The following is a 21,507-nucleotide window of genomic DNA, read 5'->3' as shown; positions in this document are numbered from 1 at the left end:
TGTCCGCTTGACGGCTCAGCTGCACAAGCTGCGGCGGAGGAGGATAAATAATCTGAGCTCGTTGTGCCGGGGTGCGGCCGCCCGTCGCGGGCCTTGGGGGCCCGCTCCCGACTCCCCTCAGTCGCGCTATGCGCGACAGCTCCCCTCGATCCCGAGGGGAGCCGATGGGATGACCGTCTCGGTAACAGGCTCCCCTCATGAATGAGGGGAGCTGGCGGCCGTAGGCCGACTGAGGGGAGGCCCACTCAGCCTCCCCGTTTGATGGCTCAGCGACACGGCCCAACGGCACGTATCCAAGAATTCAATGAAAATCCACGCCGGAGTTGCGAAAGTCCGGCGTGTTGTGTAAATTAGATTGTCGGTGTCTAGCCATGCCTGTGTGAGGGCGTAATCGTGCTAGACGACAATTAGCTTTCAATACAGGCAAGGTAGGGCTATGTACGCGATTGTGAAGGCCGGTGGCCATCAGGAAAAGGTCGAAGTCGGCGACGAAATCATCGTCAACCGTCTTGACGCCAAGAAGGGCGACGCTGTTGAGTTCCCCGTCGCACTGCTCGTCGACGGTGCCAACGTGACCGTCGCCGCCAAGGATCTGGCGAACGTCTCCGTCAAGGGCGAAGTCGTTGACGGAGAGGCCAAGGGTCCGAAGATCCACATCCAGAAGTTCAAGAACAAGACCGGTGTCGCCCGCCGCAAGGGCCACCGTCAGAAGCTGACCGTGGTGAAGATCACCGCGATCGCCTGAACTTCCCCAAGATTTTAGACGTAGCAAGTAATCCGAAAGGACAAGCAAAATGGCACATAAGAAGGGTGCGTCCAGCTCACGCAACGGTCGCGATTCGAATCCCCAGTATCTCGGTGTGAAGAAGTTCGGCGGTGAAGCCGTCCTCGCCGGCAACATCATCGTCCGCCAGCGTGGCACCAAGTTCCACGCCGGCCACAACGTCGGCCTGGGCAAGGACCACACGCTGTTCGCCCTGTCCGATGGCACCGTCAAGTTCGGCGTCCGTCGTGACCACAAGGTCGTCGACGTCATCGCCGCCTGATTCGGGCATCGATTCGTCGAACATCCGACTTATAGCCGCATCCCTTGGGATTCCATAATTCCATGGGAGCGGCTTTTTCATTATCCGTCCGATGGCTCTATGATCTATGGCTCCATGATCTATGGCTGCATGACTGATGGCTCCATGACCGACGATGTGCGGCAGGTCTTCGTCGGTCATCGGCAGACAGTATGGACATCCGTGTTTTTTATCTGTTTTTTCTGAGGGTTTTTATCTGAGGTTTTCAATATGAGTGATTTTGTCGATCGCGTGACCGTCCACGTCAAGGGCGGCGACGGCGGGAACGGCGCCGCCTCGATTCGCCGTGAGAAATACAAGCCGCTCGCCGGCCCGGACGGCGGCAACGGCGGTGACGGCGGCTCCGTCGTGTTCGTGGCCGACCCCAACGCCACCAGCCTGCTTGACCTGCGGTTCATGCCGCATCGTACCGCCGACTCCGGCACGCAGGGTCTTGGCGACTACAAGGACGGGCGCAAGGGTGGCGATCTGGAGCTCAAGGTGCCGGTCGGCACCATCGTGTTCACCGCCGTCGGCAAATCCGGCACACAGAAGAAGCCGGGCGAGCCGCTGGCCGATCTCCGCCACGCAGGCGACCGATTCGTCGCCGCGAAGGGCGGCAACGGCGGTCTCGGCAACAAGGCGCTGGCCAACCGCACCCGTCGCGCCCCCGGATTCGCGCTGCTCGGCGAACCGGGCGAGGAACGCGACCTCGTGCTCGAACTCAAGTCCATCGCCGATGTGGCGTTGGTCGGCTTCCCCAGTGCCGGCAAGTCGTCGCTGATCGCCGCGATGAGCGCCGCCAAGCCGAAGATCGCCGACTATCCGTTCACCACGCTTGTACCGAACCTCGGCGTCGTCATGGCCGGCGACGGACGATTCACCATCGCCGACGTGCCGGGCCTCATCCCCGGCGCGTCGCAGGGCAAGGGCCTTGGCTTGGAGTTCCTGCGCCATATCGAACGCACCGAGGTCATCGCCCACGTCATCGACTGCGCCACGCTCGAACCGGACCGCGATCCGATGTCCGACTACAAGGCGCTCGAAAAGGAGCTGGCGATATACGCCGACGAACTCGACCTGCCGCTCGGCGCCATTCCCATCGCGGAACGTCCGCGCATCATCGTGCTTAACAAGGTCGACGTGCCCGAGGCCAAGGAGCTGGCCGAATTCGTACGCCCCGAATTCGAGGGGATGGGCCTCAAGACGTTCGTCGTCTCCACGGCCTCGCATGAGGGCCTCAAGGAACTGTCGTTCGCGTTGATGAATATCGTGAACGAGATGCGCGAACGTGTGCAGGCGCAGGAGGCCGCCGAAGAGGAGAAGCGTGTGGTCATCCGTCCGCTGGAGACGAGGAACCGCCGCCGTCGCGCCAACGAGACCGGGCTCGGCTTCGACTTCAACGTCGAACGCGAACAGGACGCCGACGGCAACTTCTGGTTCACCGTCAGCGGCGACAAGCCCGAACGCTGGGTGCGGCAGACCAACTTCGACAACGAGGAGGCCGTGGGCTACCTGGCCGACCGTCTCGCCAAGGCGGGTGTGGAGGACGCCCTGCGCAAGAAGGGCGCACGCCCCGGAGACGAGGTGCGCATCGGTCGTGGCGACGACGCCGTGTCGTTCGACTGGGATCCGACCATCGCGGCCGGTGCCGAAATGCTCGACGGCACGCCGCAGTCCAGCCGAGGCGAGGACCTGCGACTGCAGGAGGGCGCCGGGCATTCCCGTCGACGCACCAATTCGCAGCGTCGTCGCGAATACCATGAGTGGATGGACGCCAAGACCGCCGTGCGCGCCGCCATGCAGGCCGAACGCGAGGCCGGCCACTGGGCCGACCCCACCGTGCTCGACGATCCCGAAGACCACACCAGCCTTATCGACCGGCTTCGCGAGAAGAAGGAAGCCGAGGAGTCGGAGGGATCCGAAGGCTGAGTACAGGGGATTCTCCGCATCGTAAGTTGGCAGAAACGGTCATAAACCCTGGGTTTTCGACGTCTTCATAAACGGTTTGACCATATTACCGTGATGGATGACGTGACGACGGACGGTCTTGTGACGGGGTTGCCGGGAACGATACCGTACGGGAGTATCCTCGGGGAAGTAGTCCGCCGGTCTGGCTCGTCCGCGTCGATGACGCGTCGAACCAGACCGGTACGGAAACCCATACGGAAGGGGCAGCATGTCCACGCAGTCGCAGAATGAAGTCCGCCGATCCATCGCCGAGGCGCGAACGATCGTCGTCAAAGTGGGGTCGAGTTCGCTGACGTCCAGTTCCGGGCATCTCGACCCCGACCGGCTGTTCGGCCTCGTCTCCGCCATCGCACAGACCGTGCGTATGGATGCGCGCATCGTATTGGTGTCCTCCGGCGCCATCGCAGCCGGATTCGGACCGCTCGGATTCGGATCGCGACCGACAGACGTGGCCACGCAGCAGGCGGCCGCATCCGTCGGACAGGGACTGCTGATGAGCCAATACGAGACCGCGTTCGCACGATACGGGCTCAAGGTCGGTCAGATCCTCATCACCGCGCGCGACACCATCCAGGCCACGCAGTACCGCAACGTGCAGCGCACGCTCGCCCGTCTGCTCGAACTCGGCGTCGTACCCATCGTCAACGAAAACGATGCGTTGGCGAGCAACGAGATCCGATTCGGCGACAACGACCGGCTCTCCGCCCTCGTGGCGAACATCGTGCGCGCCGACGCCCTCGTGCTGCTTACCGACGTGGACGGCCTCTACACGGCACCGCCCAAGGAGCCGGGATCGCGGCAGATTCCCTATGTGCCGAATGTGATGGATGCGCTCGACAACGTGCGCATCGGCGGCACCGGATCCAACGTCGGCACCGGCGGCATGGTCACCAAGCTTGAGGCGGCGCGGGTGGCCGCGGTATCCGGAATCCCCACGGTGCTGACCAAGGCGGCGAACGCCGGTCCCGCCCTGATGGGCGACCGCGTGGGCACCGTGTTCGCGCCCATCAAGCCCCGCGGCACCTCACGGCGGCTGTGGATCGGATTCGCCGCAGACCCGCGCGGCACGCTCGTCGCCGACGCCGGAGCCGCCAAGGCGGTACGCGGCGGAAGGGCGTCGCTGCTTTCCGCCGGCGTCGTCGGTGTGACCGGCGACTTCTCCGCCGGCGACCCCGTGCTCATCGTCGACGAACACGGCAACAAGCTCGCCAAAGGACTCTCCGGATTCGACTCCGAGGAGATTCCCGCCACGCTCGGCCGCACCAGCGCGCAACTGCGCAAGCTGCTCGGCGCCGAATACGCCCATCCCCTCGTCCACCGCGACGACCTCGTGCTGCTGTAGCGCCGTGACGCAGTAGTGCGTAACGGCGTAGTGCCATAACGCCGTAGTGTCATTACGGCATAGTGTCGTGACGTCGTAGTGCCATGACGCCGTAGTGTGTGACGGCGTAGTGTGTGACGGCGTAATGCTATGACGCCGTAATGCCATGACGCCGTAATGCCATGACCTAGTATGCCTCGCCGTACATTCGTCGATTTCGTCTTGACTCCCCTTCCAGGGAAGCTGGCCTGCGTCCATGTACTTGGTCATGCAGCCATCCTCTTGGCTCCCCTTGTCAGGGGAGCTGGCCCGCGAAGCGGGTCTGAGGGGTAGGCATTCGGCAACGAATTTCTGATGCAGAACACTTTTCTGGCGCAGAACACCGGGCCGTCGCCGACTGGGAGGCATCGCCCGGCCTGCAAAAATGTCAAATGCAGGGACGGCGTCCCCGCTGCGTTATCGTGTTCTCGGTTCGCGACCACGCAAACGCAGCGCACTTTCGACGCGCTTCGACGAATCGTGGAGAACGCAGCGGAAACACGATAACAACACGGCAGAGGGAACACGGGCACACACCATGAGCGGTATGCAACGAACCGGCGACGCAGGCGCATCATCATCACACGGCACAACGCATCCGAACGGTCGGAACACCTCCGGTCCTGCGGAATCCGCATCGAACACGGCATACGGCACGCTGGGCCTGGCCGCAGGGCTCGGCTCGCTCATCGGCTCGGGCGTCATCCTCGCCCTGAGCTCCACGCTGGCTCTCTGGCGCACCGGTCTGGGCCTGAACGCCGCACAGGTGGGCGCGGTCTCGGCCATACTCACGTTCGCCTTCGCGGCAGGCTCGTTCTGCGGCGGATTCATCGCCCAACGCATTGGCCTCGTCCGGCTGTTCAACATCAACGACTTCCTGTGCGCGTCGGCACTCGCGGCATGCACCGTGGCGCCGAACTTCACGGTGCTGGCCATCGGCGTCGGCGTCGCGGCGCTCGCCGTGGGCATGGATCTGCCGGTGTCGTTGAGCGTCATCACGCACGACGTGCCCGATGAGACGCTCAAGGGACATCTGGTCAGCCGCACGCAGGTGTTGTGGTCGGCCGGCATCCTCGGCCCGTATGTGCTGGCGCTGATCGTGGCGCCGGCAGGGTTCCTCGGGGCGCGCATCGTGTTCGGCGCACTCACGGTGGTGGCGTTGCTCACGGCGGTGTGGCGCGTGGCCGATCCGCGCATCGCACGGCTGCATCGCGAGGCCGCGGAGCGAGAACGCGAGGATGCCGCGGCCGCCGCGACGGCCGATGGCTCTTCCACCACCGCATCCCGAACGTCGGTGGGCACATCGACGCGGGGCATGGGCATGGCCGAGGTGCTGCGTTCCATCGACGCGCGCACCGGCCGCCGATACGCGCTGCTGTTCGCCATGCTGGCGATGTTCTATATCATGTGGAATCTCATGGCGAACACCATCAACCAGTTCCAGACCTACCTGCTGGTTTCGCAGCATGCCTCGCAGACGCAGGCCGTGTTCATCGGCATCGTTTCGGCGGTGATGTGCGTGTTCGGCGGTATGGCGTACGGCCGTGTGCCGAAGGGGCGTGCCCGCGACCGCATGTTCTGGGTGGGGGCTGTGGCGCAGGTGGCGGCCATGGCCATCATGGCTGTCGGCGGCACCATGTGGTCCACGGCCGTTGCGGTGGTGCTGTTCCAGTTCTTCTGCAACTTCGCCGGTGAGATGAACGCCAAGGTGTGGACGCAGGAGACGTTCCCCGTGGCCGTCTCCGCCGAGGCGCAGAGCCTGATTCTCGGCATCGGCCGCATCCCGTGCGCGTTCGCCTCGCTGGCGTTGCCGTCGCTGCTCGTGCCCGGCGTCATCGGCATGGCGTTGTGGGCGTTCGTCGTGGTGGCCGCCCTATCCGGCCTCTTCGGTGGCCTCGTGGTGCTGCTGACGGTGGACCGCAACCGTGCCGATGCCCATGCCGTCCGAGTCGGCGTTTCCGCCGCGTAGGTCGTGCGTACGCCGGTTGTGGTTGCCGGTGACTGATGGCTGGCGTGTGCTTCAGGGGTCGAGGAGACGGCATGCCGTCCCCGTGTAACGTCGCGCAATCTTGGAGCGAAAAAGGTACGTCGAACCCCGGTTCCCCGGACTGTCGTTGATTGTTGAATGATGCGTGCGGTCTCTAGGCGCAGGAGGCGAAGGCGTACAAAGGTACGTCGAACCTTTTGTATGCTTCGGACCGCCGTTGATGTTGGCGTAATGCGTGCGGCTTCAAGGCGTGGAAGGTGAAGGCGTACGAAAGTACGTCGAACCTTCCACAACGCAGAAGACGCTCCATTACGCAAACATCAAAGAACGGAGCGGGTGTCGGATTCGTAATTATTCCGCCCCTGCCCGGTGGCTGCGGTGGTGCCGCCGTCGACGGGGACGACGAGTCCGGTGAGGTAGGAGGCGCCGGGGGAGGCGAGGAAGAGGGCGAGGTCGGCGCAGTCTTCGGGTTTGCCGGTGCGGCCGAGGGCGACGCGGTCGATGTAGGGCTTGAGGCGTTCGGGATCGGTCCAGACTTCCTTGTTGATGTCGGTTTCGATGAAGGCGGGGGCGAAGGCGTTGATGCGGACGCCGTATTTGCCGTAGTCGAGGGCGACGCAGCGGACGAAGCCGTTCATGGCGTGTTTGGTGGAGTTGTAGGCGGTTTGGCCCCAGTCGCCGTAGAGGCCGGAGACGGAGGTGTCGACGACGATGTTGCCTTTGGTTTCTTTGAGGTAGGGGAGGGCTTCCTTGGTGAGGTAGAAGAGGCCGTCCATGTTGACGGAGAAGAGTTTGTGCCAGACTTCGTCGGAGACGTGTTCGATTTCGCCGCCTTCGAAGATGCCGGCGTTGGAGACGACGACGTCGAGGTGGCCGAATTGGTTGACGACGTCCTGGACGAGGTCGTGGACCTGATCGTGGTTGGAGACGTCGGTGATGTGGGTGTGTCCGTTGTCGTAGCCGGCGACGGTTTCTTCCAATGGTCCGGGTCGCAGGCCGACGGCCACGACGGTGGCGCCGTTGTCGAGGAAGCCACGGGTGATGGCGCGGCCGATGCCGGTGCCGCCGCCGGTGACGATGACTACCTTGCCTTTGAAATCGTAGGTGTTTGCGGTCATGTTGGTGAATCTCCTGTGATTGCCGTGTTTCTGCCGCCGTTGAGCATTCGACTGCGGTGTCAACGTTGTTCCACGGTCAAGTATAGGTAGATTGGGCATTGTTCCCTATATGTGAGATTTGCCGTTTTTGCGGTCGGGCAGGACGTCGCGGAAGACGAACAGGGCGGATGCCCATCCAACAGGCTCCCCTCAAGGTTGAGGGGAGCTGGCGGCCGCAGGCCGACTGAGGGGAGTTGATAGTGCTGCCGTGCCGTCGTCCTCCCCTCAGTCAGCTTTGCTGACAGCTCCCCTCGGGGAGGGGAGCCTGTTGCCAAGCCCGATCGGCTCCCAAGTTTGCGGAAGACGACAGGGCGGATGCCCATCCAATAGGCTCCCCTCAAGGTTGAGGGGAGCTGGCGGCCGCAGGCCGACTGAGGGGAGTTGCGACGGAGCCTGCCGATTTATGCGGGGAGGAAGGCGCTGAGCAGGGCCATGCCGATGAGCGATATCACGGCCGAGACCGTCAGCGAGAATCCGGCGAGTCTGGCCTTGCCGAGCGTCATGTCGGTGAACTTGGTGGCGAAGATGGCTATGGGGGCGAACATGCAGATCACGGCGATCTTGCGGGCGAAGGGCGCGACGGGCAGCAGATACCATGCGGCGAGCGAGCCGATGATGGCGATGCCGAATCGCCATGCCAGTACCTTGAGCATCTCGCGGCGATCGTCGGCCAGTTCGGGGATGTCCATCATCATGCCGACCATGGCCATGGAGCAGAAGGCGTTGGCGTTGGCGAGCGGTTCGATCACGGTGACGACGCCCTGGGGGATGGAGATGCCGGCGACCAGCAGTATGACCATGACGACGTAGGTGTCGAACGCGGCCGACGTGTAGAAGTTCCGCGCCATCATGTGGAGCCGATGGCGGAGGCTTGGCCGTTCCGTGCCGTCGTCGTCGAGGTGAAGCAGTGCCTTGGTGGCCACGAGCGAGCCGGCTGAGCACATGACGGCGTTGCCCATGTCGAACATGACGACGGGCACGCCGGCTGCCGGTCCCATGAACGTGGTGACGACGGGCAGGGTGAAGTTGCCGATGTTGAACGTGGTGGCGTTGAGCATTTCGAACGTGCGGTGTTCGGTGGATTCGCGACGTGTGGCGAGGTAGATGACGAACAGGGGGATGAGCGCGCCGAGGAACCCGAGCAGCACGATCCAGAGCATGCTCATGTCGTGCTTGTTCAAGGCGAACGAGTGGATGACGGCGGCGGGCAGGGTGACGTTGAAGACGAACACCTGCATGATCTTGTAGTCGCGGTCCTTGACCATGCCGGCGCGTTTGAACAGGTAGGCGCCGACGATGATGAGCAGCAGCGAGCCGGTCTTCAATGCCAGTTCCATGATGGTCCCCCTATGTTCACGGAATAATGGGAGCATATGCCCGGACATGGAGATTCCCTCCGCGCGGAAGGGTGGAACGCGAAGGGAATCCCCGGGCCGTGGCGTCCGGCTGCGGATGTGCGGAGATGCACCGTCCACAACCAGACGCCGGTATTGGGTTCGTCAGAACTTGTAGTACTTCTTCGCGTTGTCCACGAAGAGCTTGTTCTGCTCGTCCTGACTGAGGGTCTCGGTCGAGCGGATGAACGCGCCGATGGTGTCGACGTAGGAGCCGTGCAGCTTGTCGACGGGGAAGTTCGAGGCGAACATGCACTTGTCGATGCCGAAGGCGTCGAGCAGGGTGAAGATCGCCGGCTTGAAGCTTTCGAGGGTCCAGTAGTGGTCGGTGGATCCCAGTCCGGAGATCTTCATCGTCACGTTGTCGCGTTTGCCGAACTCGTAGATGCCGTTCTTCCACAGCTGGAATCCGGCGAGGTCGCGGTCGGCCCACATGCCGGCGTGGTTGATGATGAACATGATATCGGGGTTGGAGTCGATGACCTGCAGGGCACGGCGGTACTGCGTCGGGTAGAGCTGGAGGTCGAACGCGAGGCCGTGCTTGGCGAGCACGCGCAGGCCGGCAAGCCAGGCGGGGTCGTCCATGTATTCCTTGTTCACGTAGTTGTACAGCGGGTCCACGTGCGTGTTGATGATCTGGCGGATGGCGTGGACGTTGCTGGACGCGGCCTTCTCCTTTTCGACGGTCTCCTCGAAGTCGGGGGAGGAGAGGTCGCCGCCGCCGACGATGGAGACGGGCAGGCCGTCCTCCTCGCTCATGCGCTGCACGGCGGCGACTTCGGCGACCGGGTCGTCGGCGTTCATCTGCACGTGCACCGCTCCGATGACCTTGATGTTGCTGCCTTCGGCCTCAGCGACGAGGTCCTTCGGACGGTAGGCGTGGATGATCGGCTTCCAGTCGCCTTCGAAGGTGATGCCCTTCTTGGCCGGGTCGAACCAGGAGAACAGGTCTGGCTGGATGATGTGCACGTGGGCGTCGATGATGGTGCGCGTCTTGCGGGCGTTCTCCTCCGACTGCGGCACGATGGTGTAGAGGCGGCTGGGTGCGGTGCCGGTGTATTCCTCGTTGAGGGTCATTGTTCATTCTCCTTTGGATGGCGTCGGAGCGGCGTGGCTCCGACGTGTGATGGCGGAATCGTCGTTGATTATTGATGGTTGCCGGTTGGTGCGTGGCGGTAGGCGTTTTACTCCCCGCCCCCCCCCCACGACGGGTGCTATTTGGGCGGTGCCGCTGCGGCCTTCGCCGCGGCTTCGACGGCCTTGTCGTCATCGTTCTCGTCCTGTACGCCGCTCAATGCGGTCAGCACTATGGACGCGCTGACGATGAGCAGGCCGATGACCTCAAGCACGCTCGGGAACTGTCCGAAGAACAGGCCGATGATGAGGGAGATCACCGGGTAGAGGGCCTGAAGGACGGAGAACACGTTCGGGGCGATGGTCTTGAGCATGATCTGGTCGAGCACGGCCGCGATGACGGAGGCGAGGATGGTGAACTGCACGATACGCCAGATGCTGTTGCCCGGGTCGATGGACATCTGCTTGATGGCGCTGGGGCCGACGAACGGCGCGAGCACGACGGCGGCGAGCGTGATGGCCAGCGACAGGGCGTCGAGGGCGCCGTTGTGGGCCATCTTGTTGCCGAAGAAGATGTATCCGGCCCATGCGAGGGCGGCGACGAAGGAGGCGATCAGGCCGACGACGATGGTGTCGGACTTGTTGCCGGAAAGCGAGAGTCCGGCGAGCATGGCGACGCCGATGGCGGCCACGATGATGGCGGAGCGCTGCTTCCAGTTCTTGCCGGTGATGGCGCCGATGGCGACCGGGCCGAGGAACTGGATCGGGACCGCGATGCCCATCGCGAGGTTGCCGACGCTGATGTTGTAGGAGGTGTACATGGTGCCGATGGAGACGGCGAAGAGGACGAGCCAGATGATCTGCTCCTTGGTCCACTTCTTCTTCCAAGGCTGGCGCCACAGCAACAGCACGACGGCCGTGATGGTCAGACGCACCCATGCCACCTGGACGCCGCCGACGGTGTCGAACGCCGGCGTGAGGAATCCGGTGCCCAGATAGTTGCAGGAGCCTGCGATGACCACAAGAATGATTGCGAAGAGCAGAGGATTCTTGGACCGCAGCTTCTCCCAGACGGAGGCTTTCTTCTCGACTGGAGCTTCCATTGCTGATCTCCTTTGAACTGCGCGGCTTCGTTGCCCGATCTTGACAGATTCGGTGCCGTATTCGTTGCGCTCACAACGTTGCGGGCGCAACCTTTGATCAAGGTCTTTGGTTGTCTTTCCAACGTTGCCATTGTTTGCACAACGTTGACGAGACTCACTATAGGATGCGTGGACATGCATCCCACAATATGGGATTGCCGATTGTTGCCTTGGCGGAAATGCCTGTAGTTCGTCCCTGTATATGGGACTGCTGTTCAAGGAGTCTATATTCGGTAATTGAGATCGCCGAGGTCACAACGACCCGGTCCGACAACAACGTCGGGACGGACGCGAGGACGCGTGACGGTCATATACAACACTCCAACCACGGAGGGAGCAACAATGGCACTAGCACCAGCATTGAAGCTGCCCACGATCGCGCACATTCGCGCGTACAGCATGGGCGGCGCCGCAGCCAAGATTCACGGCCAGGGCGGCGGCGATTACCACGATCAGGGCAAGGACCACTGGATCGACAACCATATCGCCACCCCGATGAGCAAGTACAAGGAGTACGAGCAGTCCCGCCAGTCCTTCGGCCTGAACGTGCTCGGCACGCTGGTCGTCGAGGTCGAAGCCTCCGACGGCACCACCGGCTTCGCCATCTCCACCGCCGGAACGATCGGCTGCTTCATCGTCGAACACCACCTGAGCCGCTTCGTGGAGGGCAAGCGCGTCGACCAGATCAAGCTGATTCACGACCAGATGCTCAACTCCACGCTCTTCTACTCCGGTGGCGGCGGCGTGGTCATCAACACCATCTCCGCCGTCGATCTGGCCCTGTGGGATCTGTACGGCAAGGTCGTCAAGCTGCCCGTCTACAAGCTGCTCGGCGGCGCCGTGCGCGACGAGATCCACTTCTACGCCACCGGCGCACGCCCCGACCTCGCCAAGGAAATGGGCTTCATCGGCGGAAAGCTGCCGACCCACTGGAGCTCCGCGTTCGGCGACGAAGGCATCGCCAAGGACATCGCGACCCTCGCGGACATGCGCGAACGCGTCGGCGACAAGTTCTGGCTGATGTTCGACTGCTGGATGAGCCAGGACGTCAACTACGCCACCAAGCTCGCCCACGCGGCCGCCCCCTACAAGCTCAAGTGGATGGAGGAGTGCTTCCCGCCGAACCAGATCGAGTCCTACCGCGAGCTCAAGAAGAACATGCCGAAGGGCATGCTCATGACCACCGGCGAGCACACCGGCACCCTCGAAGGCTTCAAGGAGCTTTCCGACGCCGGCGTGGACATCCTCCAGCCCGATGTCGGCTGGTGCGGCGGTGTGACCTCGCTGTGCGAGATCGCCGCGATCGCCAAGTCCCGTGGCCAGCTCGTGGTGCCCCACGGCTCCTCCGTCTACTCGCACCACGCCGTGATCACCTTCACCAACACACCGTTCAGCGAAATGCTGATGACCGCGCCGAAGGCCGACCACGTCCGCCCGCAGTTCGACCCCGTCCTGCTCGACGAGCCGATCCCGCACGACGGCATCATCACCGCCGAGGAACTCGACAAGCCCGGCTTCGGTGTCGAACTCAACCGCAGCTGCCCGCTGGAGCGCCCGTTCGAACACTGATCGGCATCCATCGGCAACCGCCGATATATAACTGAATACGAATACCCAACCCGGGCGGTCGGACGGCGTATCAATCCGTCCGACCGCCCGACAATTCTGGTCGTACCCACACGCACCGACCCCGGCAAGGAGACCGATGAGCTACGGCACGCACACTGGAGAACACGCAATGACATCATTACCGCATAACGCTTTCAAGCAGGCCCTCAAGGAAGGCAAGGAGCAGTATGGTCTGTGGATGGCCATGGCCTCTCCCACCGCCGCCGAGATCTCCGCCGACGCCGGCTACGACTGGCTGCTCGTCGACGGCGAACACGGTCCCTACGACCTCAACACCATCCTCGACGTATTGCGCGCCGTCGCCCCCTACGACACCACGCCCGTCGTCCGTTCCGCCGCCGCCGACCCGGTACTCATCAAACAGGTCCTTGACCTCGGCGCCCAGACGCTGCTGCTGCCCATGGTCAACAGCAAGGAAGAAGCCGAGCTGATGGTCAAGGCCGTCAACTATGCGCCCGAAGGCATCCGCGGCGTCGGATCGCCCATCGCGCGCTCCGGCCGCTGGGGACGCATCCCCAACTACATGCGCGACGCCAAGAACGAGATCTGCCTGCTGCTGCAGTGCGAATCCCAGGAAGCGCTCGACAACATCGACGACATCGCCTCCGTCGACGGCGTCGACGGCATCTTCATCGGACCCGCCGACCTGTCCGCCTCGCTCGGCCACCCCGACGACCCCGCCGCCATCATGGACCAGATCCACCACGCGTTCGACGTCATCAAGGCCCACGGCAAGGCCGTCGGATTCCTCGCGTTCGACGTCCCCACCGCCAAGCAGGCGTTCGAATGGGGCGCCAACTTCGTGGCCGTCGCAGGCGACACCGACCTCTATGTGCGCGCCCTCGCCGAAGGTCTCAAGCCGTTCAAGGGCTGAACACGAAGCGCCTCCCTCTCCTTCTTTTTCCTGTTGCTGACGCATTGCAGCCGCCGGACGATGGCCACGGTCGTCATCCGGCGGCCGCACGCATTTCCGGCAGTACCATCCCGCCGATCGGCTCCCCTCAGTCGGCTTCGCCGACAGCTCCCCTCAGCGAGGGGAGCCGGTTGGGTGGGGCGTTTCGCCGATTCCCGGGGATCGAGTCGGGCCCGTCTTACCGAGCGGCTCCCCTCGGGATCGAGTCGGGCCCGTCTAACCAATCGGCTCCCCTCGGGATCGAGGGGAGCCGTCGAGCGCAGCGAGACTGAGGGGAGTTGCCCCGGTTGGATGGGGCGTCTTGCCGATTCCCGGGGATCGAGTCGGACCCGTCTTACCGCTCGGCTCCCCTCGGGATCGAGGGGCGCGGCCGCGCCCCGTGAGACTGAGGGGAGGCGACGACGCAAACCAACCATCCCCGTCATCCCCCTACGGCACCCCATCCGATACCCATCGACTAAGGTTGAATCCCATGGAAGAACACACATCCGCGCCATCCGGCACACGCACCCTCATCCACGGCATCGAAGTCATTCGCAGCGTAGCGAACGGCGCCACATGCCTGCGCGACGTCGTCGACGCCACCGGACTCAGCCGCAGCACCGCACACCGCCTCATCCAGGCACTGCGCATCGAACGCTTCCTCCGCGAAAACTCCGACGGCAGCCTCCTCCTCGGCCCCGCACTCATCGAACTCGGCTTCCAAGCCCTCAACAGCGTATCGCTGCAATCCGTTGCCCACCCCATACTCCTCGACCTCGCCCAACGCGCCAAAGACACCATCCACCTCGCCGTCGAAGACTCCGGCATGGCCCTCTACCTCGACAAAATCCACGGCACCCGCGGCATCGAAATCCGCTCATGGCCCGGATGCCGCATGCCCCTCACCTACACCGGCATCGGCAAAGCCCTCCTCCTCGACTCCCCCGACCGCTGGCGCTCCCAATACATCCAAGACCGCAACCTCACCGGCCGCGACCCCGAACACGACTACGCCGACGAATCCGCCTTCTCCGCCGCCATGGCAAAATTCGCCAAACAAGGATTCGCCTACGACCTCGAAGAAAACGAACCCGGCATCCGCTGCGTCTCCGCCCCCGTCCGCGACGGCCGCGGCAAAACCGTTGCCGCCATCAGCGTCTCCGCCGCCATCCCCTTCATGCCTCCCAAACGCATGCGCGCCCTCGGCCCCGTCGTCGTCGACGCCGCCAGCCGCATCAGCGCGGAGTTGGGGTATAGGACCGCCGCCAACGATTCCATCGAGTGATCCCGCGCGCAATGGAGCGTCATCGGTCCGTCTGAAGACTCGACGTACCGTTGTACGCCTTCGTCTTCCGTCGGGCCGATGCCGCACGCATTGCGTGCGGGATTCTTGCGCCTTCGTCGTCCTGCAGGCGGAATCCGCGCGCGTCCTGCGCGGGATCATGTGCCGGGGTCGGGTGGTGGCGCGTTTTCGGTCCGTCTGAGGACTCGACGTACCTTTGTACGCCTTCGTCTTCCGCCGGGCCGATGCCGCACGCATTGCGTGCGGGATTCTCGCGTCTTCGTCGTCTTGGAGGTGGGCCGCGTGTGTCCTGTGCGGATCGGGAAGGGAGTCGGGGCGAAACGCTGCTTGTGGTGGTATGTCTGATTCGTTCCCGCATCGTGCGACACCTCTCCCAATCATCGCCATCTGGTTATAGTCTGGAAGACATGGCTGAACTCGAATCATGGCAGACCCTGAGCGATCGAATCAATTCCGTTTCCCCCTCCGCCACGCTGGCCGTGGATGGCAAGGCGAAAGCCCTCAAGGCGGCGGGTGTGGACGTGATCGGATTCGGCGCCGGCGAGCCGAACTTCCCAACCCCCGACTACATCGTCGACGTGGCCGCCGCCGCATGCCGCGACCCGAAGAACCACCGCTACACGCCCACCGCCGGCCTGCCCGAGCTGCGCGAAGCCATCGCCAAGAAGACCCTGCGCGACTCCGGCTACGAAGTAAGCCCCGACCAGGTGATCGTGACCAACGGCGGCAAGCAGGCCGTTTTCGAAACGTTCCAGGTGCTCATCAACGACGGCGACGAGGTCATCATTCCCGCACCGTTCTGGACCTCCTACACCGAAGTCGTCAAACTCGCCGGCGGCAAGCCCGTCGAAGTGTTCTCCGGCTCCGACCGGAACTTCACCCCCACCGTGGCCCAGCTCGAAGCGGCGCGCACCGCGCGCACCAAGGCCATCGTGCTCAACTCCCCGTCCAACCCCACCGGTGCCGTCTGGCCCGAGGAAACCGTGCGCGCCATCGGCGAATGGGCCCTCGAACACCACCTGTGGGTCATCTCCGACGAAATCTACGAACACCTCAACTACGACGACGCCAAAACCACCTACGTCGGCGCCGTATTGCCCGAGATCCGCAAGCAGCTCATCGTGCTCAACGGCGTGGCCAAAACCTACGCCATGACCGGCTGGCGCGTCGGCTGGGCCATCGCCCCCGGCCCCGTGGCCAAGGCCATCGCCAAGCTCTCCGGACACATGACCTCCAACGTCGCCAACGTCTCCCAGCGCGCCGCGCTCGCCGCCGTCGCCGGTCCGCTCGACGAAGTGCACATGATGCGCGAGGCGTTCGACAAGCGCCGTCGCGCCATCGTCGCCGCCCTCAACGCCATCCCCGGCGTCGAATGCCCCACCCCCACCGGCGCGTTCTACGCCTTCCCGAACGTCGAGGCCCTGCTCGGCAAGCCGCTCGGCCCCAACGGCTCCGTGGCCGCCACCTCCTCCGACCTCGCCGCGCTCCTGCTCGACGAGGCCCACATCGCCGCAGTCCCCGGCGAGGCGTTCGGCGCCCCCGGCTACCTGCGCTTCTCCTACGCGCTCGCCGACGATGCGCTCGCCGAGGGCATGAAGCGCTTCCAGGACTGGGTCGCCGCCTGATCGGGCCGGCCGAACGTGCCGAATCGCGAGTTGTGAGGCTTCGTCGGGCGAAAGATCGTCCAACGAAGCCTCACCCATATTCAACGACGTTGAAATTCCGGGCTTGGGGCAATCTCCGCTGCTCACAATCAGGGTGTTTCGCAAACAAAGCCTCACAACTCGCGTTTTCGTTGTTCCCGGGCGCGACTCGCCGCGTTTTCCATGCGTTTTCCGTGTACTTCGCCCTGTGACTGGACGGAATCGCAAAATACCGCTATTATCTTCACTTGGCGGTTTTCCCGTCTGCCTAACACCGGTGTTCGCACGTGTGTGTATGATAGGCAAGGTTACTTAGGGAAGTGGCGCAATTGGTAGCGCAACGGTCTCCAAAACCGTAGGTTGTGGGTTCGAGTCCCGCCTTCCCTGCTAGAGATGAACAAACGGTTCCACCACAAACCAGTGAGGATGATTATGGCCAAGAAATCAAACGCTGAAACGAAAACGGTGAAGCCCAATGTGTTCATGCGTATCGGCCTGTTCATCAAGCAGATTATCGACGAGCTGCGCAAGACCGTTACCCCGACCCGCAAGGAACTGCTGATGTGGTCCATCGCGGTCTTCATCTTCGTTATCTTCCTGATGCTGTTCGTCTCCGCCCTTGATTTCGGACTGGGCAAGCTGGTCATGTGGCTCTTCGGCTGATTCGCTTCGGCTGATCCTCCGGGAGCGGCCCGCATGACGATTCCCATACGATGACTACGATTTATAGTATTTGCGTAAAGGATGCTTGGAATGACTGACGAACTTGATGACGTGAACGAAGAGGCCACCGCCCCCGTCGCCGACGATTCGGCGTCTGTCGAGGACGCTGAGGCCGCTGCGGCCGAGCCGGCCGACGTTGAGGCCGAAGAGGCCTCCTCCGAAACGGTTGCCGACGACTCCGCCGATGCCGAGTCGACGACTGAGGAAACCGAGGCGGATGCCAACGAGGCCGAGACTTCGGCCGAGGTTGCCGCCGAGCCGGTCGACGCCGACGAGGAATCCTCCGAGTCCGATGTCGCGGACAACACCTCCGATGACGCCGAGACCCCGTCCGATTCCGCCGCCGATGCTTCCGCCGATGGCTCCGACGAGGAACTCGACCCCGGCGAACAGGCCGTCAAGGACTTCTCCAAGCAGCTGCGCGGACTGCCCGGCAAATGGTACGTCCTGCACACCTACTCCGGCTACGAGAAGCGCGTCAAGACCAACGTCGAATCCCGCGTCGCCTCCTTCGGCCTCGAAGATCAGATCTTCCAGATCGAAGTCCCCATGGAGGAAGTCGAAAAGCACACCGACAAGGGCAAGAAGATCGTCACCCGCGTCCGCATCCCCGGCTACGTGCTTATCCGCATGACCGAGGACGAAGAGGCCCGTCGCATCGTCCGCGAGACCGAAGCCGTCACCGGCTTCGTCGGACCCACCAAGGACCCGGCACCCCTCACCCGCAAGGAAGTCGTCCAGATGATGGCTCCCATGATCGCCTCCGAAGCGCTCAAGGCCGCCGGCGACAAGCCCGCCGCCGCCAAGAAGCGCACCGTCGAGGTCGCCTACAAGGTCGGCGAATCCGTCACCGTCAACGACGGCCCCTTCGCCTCCATGTCCGCCGTCATCTCCGAAGTCTCCCCGGCCACCCAGAAGCTCACCGTGCTCGTGTCCATCTTCGGCCGCGACACGCCGGTGGAGCTTAACTTTGATCAGGTCGAGAAAGTCGACTGAAACCCGATGATGGAGCGTCTTCCGCGTTATGGAAGACTCGACGTACCTTTGTACGCCTTTGCCTTCCATGCCTTGAAGCCGCACGCATCATCGGATTTCATACCGGAACCGGATACGGAGCGTCTTCCGCGTTATGGAAGACTCGACGTACTTTTGTACGCCTTCGCCTTCCGCGCCTTGATGACACACGCGTTATTTGATTTCAGACTGAGCTGATGAAACCCCTGCGATACTCGCAGGGGTTTGTTGTTGTACCGGTCGCTCCAATTGGCTCCCCTCGTTGAGGGGAGCCAATTGGTAAGATGGTCCGTCCAACCGGGACGGCTCAATCCCCGGGGATTGGCGAAACGGGTCATCCCATTGGCTCCCCTCGCTGAGGGGAGCTGTCGGCGTAGCCGACTGAGGGGAGTGACACCTCAAGCTTCTTCCCCCAGTCCGTCGCTGGCGGCCAGCTCTCCTCGATCCCGAGGGGAGCCGATTGGTAGGACGGTCCGTCCAACCGGGACGGCTCGATCCCCGGGAATCGGCGAAACGGGTCATCCAATTGGCTCCCCTCGCTGAGGGGAGCTGTCGGCGTAGCCGACTGAGGGGAGTGCAACCACGGCGAAACGAAACCAGTCGTCCGGGGCGACTCCCCTCAGTCTCGCTGCGCTCGACAGCTCCCCTCGATCCCGAGGGGAGCCGATTGGTAAGACGGTCCATCCAACCGGGACGGCTCGATCCCCGGAAATCGGCGAAACGGGTCATCCAATTGGCTCCCCTCGCTGAGGGGAGCTGTCGGCGTAGCCGACTGAGGGGAGTGTCTCCTCAAGCTTCTTTCCCCAGTCCGCCGCTGGCGGCCAGCTCCCCTCAAAGAGAGGAGGAAGACCGCCGCACGGAACAGGCCATAAAAACAGGCCATAAAGCGTATGTGGCATCATCCGACGTGTCCCTCATCGAATGCGACGTGACCCGTGTCGGTCTGCAAGCGTGGCTTGTCCACACACCTCGGCATAATAGGAAAGCTTGTGTCTGGAGGGATTCCGTCCGGACGACCCACCTCGCCAGCCATCAACGGCCGACGTCGTGGAATCGTGCGAACGCCCGCTAGCACAGCACATAGCAATATACGTTGCGGAAGGAACACAGTTCCGTATCACCGCTTCATAGAAAGAAGAACCATACAATGGCTCCTAAGAAGAAAGTCTCGGCGCTGATCAAGCTCCAGATTCAGGCCGGCAAGGCCAACCCGGCCCCGCCGCTGGGCCCGGCCCTGGGTTCCCATGGCGTGAACATCATGGACTTCTGCAAGGCATACAATGCCCAGACGCAGGACAAGATGGGTCAGGTCATCCCTGTTGAGATCACCGTCTACGAAGACCGCTCCTTCACCTTCATCCTGAAGACCCCGCCGGCCGCGGCTCTGCTGAAGAAGGCCGCCGGCATCGAGAAGGGCACCGAAAACCCGCTGACCCACAAGGTCGGCTCCGTCACCAAGGCCCAGCTTCGCGAGATCGCTGAGACCAAGATGGCCGATCTGTCCGCGCGCGACATCGAGGCCGGCATGAAAATCATCGCCGGCACCGCTCGCTCCATGGGCATCACGGTTGAGGACTGAGAGGAGAAGGACACATGGTAAAGCGTTCCAAGAAGTACCGCGAAGCCGCTGAGAAGATCGATCGCACCAACCTGTACACCGCCAACGAGGCCATCGCCCTGCTCAAGAGCATGCCGGCCTACAACTTCGACCAGACCGTCGAGGCTGTGTACCGTCTGAACGTCGACCCGCGCAAGGCCGACCAGCTGGTCCGCGGCACCGTCAACCTTCCCCACGGCACCGGCAAGACCGTCAAGGTCGCCGTGTTCGCCCGCGGCCCGAAGGCCACCGAGGCCACCGAGGCCGGCGCCGACATCGTCGGTGATGACGACCTGATTGCCAAGGTCCAGGACGGCTTCCTCGACTTCGACGCCGTGGTCGCCACCCCGGACATGATGGGCAAGGTCGGCCGTCTCGGTCGAGTCCTCGGTCCCCGCGGCCTCATGCCGAACCCGAAGACCGGCACCGTGACCATGGACGTCACCAAGGCCGTCAAGGACATCAAGGGCGGTAAGATCGAGTTCCGTGTCGACAAGCACGGCAACCTGAGCTTCCTCATCGGCAAGCTCTCCTTCGACGAGTCCGCTCTCGACGAGAACTTCAAGGCCGTCGCCGACGAGATCAAGCGTCTCAAGCCGTCCACGGTGAAGGGCCGCTACATCACGAAGGCCACGATCACCTCCACGATGAACCCCGGCGTCCCGGTCGATCCGGCCGTCCTCGCCTGATTCATCGATTTTGGAATCTTGAGTCTCTGATTCCGAATCTCAAATCGGAGAATTCGATGGTCGGAGGATTCGTTGGTCGGAGACTCGAAGGTTCGGCGAATCGATGACTTGGCGAATCGATGATTCGATAGTTCGATAACGGTGGGATTGCGTATTCATGAATACGCGGATTCCGCTCCGGCTTTAACAAGCTAAAGATTGCAACACGAAAGTCCCGAGGGCCATATGGCTCCCGGGACTTTTCGTATATACGTGGTTGTGCATGGTCGTACGGCGGCGTTCCTTCCGGACGTGTTGTCTCATGTATGGCGTTGTTCATGTGATGTGGCGTTGCTGTTGTATGGCGTTGCTGTTGTTGTATGGCGTTGTTCATGTGGATACTGCTGTGATATGGCACTGTTCATGTGGGTGGCGCTGCTGTTGCATGGCGTTGCTGTTGCATGGCGCTGTTCATGTGGGTGGCGTTGCTGTTGCATGGCGACTTTCCTTATATATGTGTTGTGCCATGTACGGCACCACAGCGCTGGTTATAACGCATGCGTGCGTAAGACCCAGCCTGGGCGGGCGTCCTGCGTAGGTTTTTACGCACGGGCGCGTTATAACCAGCGTGGGGAAGGAGCCAGTGATGGTTTTGGCGTGTGCGTGCGTTATAACCGGCGTGGGGGATGTGGTGGCGCTGCTGTTGCATGGCGACTTTCCTTATGTATGTGTTGTGCCATGTACGGCACCACAGCGCTGGTTATAACGCATGCGTGCGTAAGACCCAGCCTGGGCGGGCGTCCTGCGTAGGTTTTTACGCACGGGCGCGTTATAACCAGCGTGGGGAAGGAGCCAGTGATGGTTTTGGCGTGTGCGTGCGTTATAA

General features: G+C 62.9%; 18 protein-coding genes and 1 tRNA gene. 14 read left to right on the top strand and 5 right to left on the bottom strand.

Features of this window, described 5'->3' with window-relative positions; all coding sequences use genetic code 11:
* Positions 1-436 precede the first annotated feature (436 nt).
* The 5 genes from rplU to DF200_RS09000 all read left to right on the top strand — a co-directional run bounded on the left by rplU (position 437) and on the right by DF200_RS09000 (position 6,364).
* Positions 437-745 carry a 50S ribosomal protein L21 gene (gene rplU, locus DF200_RS09020; protein ID WP_109137946.1) on the top strand — a complete coding sequence of 103 codons (309 nt, stop codon included), beginning with the start codon at positions 437-439 and terminating at the stop codon, positions 743-745.
* Between the two features lie 49 nt (positions 746-794).
* Positions 795-1,046, top strand: coding sequence for a 50S ribosomal protein L27 (rpmA, locus tag DF200_RS09015; protein WP_109137945.1), 252 nt, complete (start codon positions 795-797; stop codon positions 1,044-1,046).
* Positions 1,047-1,295: 249 nt separating this feature from the next.
* Positions 1,296-2,996 (top strand): GTPase ObgE, encoded by a 1,701-nt coding sequence (gene obgE / locus DF200_RS09010; RefSeq protein ID WP_109137944.1) that lies wholly within the window; start codon positions 1,296-1,298, stop codon positions 2,994-2,996.
* A gap of 247 nt (positions 2,997-3,243) precedes the next feature.
* Complete coding sequence (gene proB / locus DF200_RS09005; RefSeq protein WP_109137943.1) at positions 3,244-4,377, top strand: glutamate 5-kinase; 1,134 nt, start codon at positions 3,244-3,246, stop codon at positions 4,375-4,377.
* Positions 4,378-4,942: 565 nt separating this feature from the next.
* Positions 4,943-6,364: an MFS transporter gene (locus tag DF200_RS09000; protein ID WP_158275832.1), complete on the top strand. Its 1,422-nt coding sequence runs from the start codon at positions 4,943-4,945 to the stop codon at positions 6,362-6,364.
* A 338-nt stretch (positions 6,365-6,702) separates the two neighbouring features.
* On the opposite strand, the gene DF200_RS08995 is transcribed toward DF200_RS09000, so the two are convergent.
* The 4 genes from DF200_RS08995 to DF200_RS08980 form a co-directional block, all read right to left on the bottom strand.
* On the bottom strand, positions 6,703-7,500 hold the full coding sequence (locus DF200_RS08995; protein ID WP_109137941.1) for an SDR family NAD(P)-dependent oxidoreductase: 798 nt from the start codon (positions 7,498-7,500) through the stop codon (positions 6,703-6,705).
* Between the two features lie 440 nt (positions 7,501-7,940).
* Positions 7,941-8,876, bottom strand: a complete 936-nt coding sequence (locus tag DF200_RS08990) for an AEC family transporter (RefSeq protein ID WP_241520218.1) — start codon at positions 8,874-8,876, stop codon at positions 7,941-7,943.
* Positions 8,877-9,038: 162 nt separating this feature from the next.
* Positions 9,039-10,010 carry an amidohydrolase family protein gene (locus DF200_RS08985; RefSeq protein WP_109137940.1) on the bottom strand — a complete coding sequence of 324 codons (972 nt, stop codon included), beginning with the start codon at positions 10,008-10,010 and terminating at the stop codon, positions 9,039-9,041.
* A gap of 137 nt (positions 10,011-10,147) precedes the next feature.
* The gene (locus DF200_RS08980) at positions 10,148-11,110 is read right to left on the bottom strand and encodes an EamA family transporter (RefSeq protein WP_158275831.1); all 963 of its coding nucleotides are present in this window, start codon (positions 11,108-11,110) and stop codon (positions 10,148-10,150) included.
* 381 nt (positions 11,111-11,491) lie between these two features.
* On the opposite strand from DF200_RS08980, the gene rhmD reads away from it, so the two are divergent.
* From rhmD to rplA, 9 genes are all read left to right on the top strand, one after another.
* The gene (gene rhmD / locus DF200_RS08975; protein ID WP_206603431.1) at positions 11,492-12,718 is read left to right on the top strand and encodes an L-rhamnonate dehydratase; all 1,227 of its coding nucleotides are present in this window, start codon (positions 11,492-11,494) and stop codon (positions 12,716-12,718) included.
* A gap of 169 nt (positions 12,719-12,887) precedes the next feature.
* Entirely contained in the window at positions 12,888-13,652 is a 765-nt protein-coding gene (locus DF200_RS08970) for an HpcH/HpaI aldolase family protein (RefSeq protein ID WP_109137947.1), read from the top strand.
* 511 nt (positions 13,653-14,163) lie between these two features.
* Positions 14,164-14,958 carry an IclR family transcriptional regulator gene (locus DF200_RS08965; RefSeq protein WP_109137937.1) on the top strand — a complete coding sequence of 265 codons (795 nt, stop codon included), beginning with the start codon at positions 14,164-14,166 and terminating at the stop codon, positions 14,956-14,958.
* 425 nt (positions 14,959-15,383) lie between these two features.
* Positions 15,384-16,601: a pyridoxal phosphate-dependent aminotransferase gene (locus DF200_RS08960; RefSeq protein ID WP_109137936.1), complete on the top strand. Its 1,218-nt coding sequence runs from the start codon at positions 15,384-15,386 to the stop codon at positions 16,599-16,601.
* A gap of 332 nt (positions 16,602-16,933) precedes the next feature.
* Positions 16,934-17,006, top strand: a tRNA-Trp gene (locus DF200_RS08955).
* Between the two features lie 45 nt (positions 17,007-17,051).
* Positions 17,052-17,282 (top strand): preprotein translocase subunit SecE, encoded by a 231-nt coding sequence (secE, locus tag DF200_RS08950; protein ID WP_109137935.1) that lies wholly within the window; start codon positions 17,052-17,054, stop codon positions 17,280-17,282.
* A gap of 90 nt (positions 17,283-17,372) precedes the next feature.
* Complete coding sequence (gene nusG, locus DF200_RS08945; RefSeq protein ID WP_109137934.1) at positions 17,373-18,338, top strand: transcription termination/antitermination protein NusG; 966 nt, start codon at positions 17,373-17,375, stop codon at positions 18,336-18,338.
* A 1,165-nt stretch (positions 18,339-19,503) separates the two neighbouring features.
* Complete coding sequence (gene rplK, locus DF200_RS08940; RefSeq protein ID WP_109137933.1) at positions 19,504-19,935, top strand: 50S ribosomal protein L11; 432 nt, start codon at positions 19,504-19,506, stop codon at positions 19,933-19,935.
* Between the two features lie 14 nt (positions 19,936-19,949).
* Entirely contained in the window at positions 19,950-20,642 is a 693-nt protein-coding gene (rplA, locus tag DF200_RS08935; protein ID WP_109137932.1) for a 50S ribosomal protein L1, read from the top strand.
* A gap of 299 nt (positions 20,643-20,941) precedes the next feature.
* Here rplA and DF200_RS10860 read toward each other — a convergent pair whose 3' ends face one another.
* Positions 20,942-21,118, bottom strand: a complete 177-nt coding sequence (locus DF200_RS10860; protein WP_158275830.1) for a hypothetical protein — start codon at positions 21,116-21,118, stop codon at positions 20,942-20,944.
* Positions 21,119-21,507 lie beyond the last annotated feature (389 nt).

It is taken from the genome of Bifidobacterium catulorum (assembly GCF_003129925.1).
Classification (GTDB): Bacteria; Actinomycetota; Actinomycetes; order Actinomycetales; family Bifidobacteriaceae; genus Galliscardovia; species Galliscardovia catulorum.
Note: the sequence above shows the minus strand (reverse complement) of the source record. Positions and strands in the feature narration are given on the sequence as shown.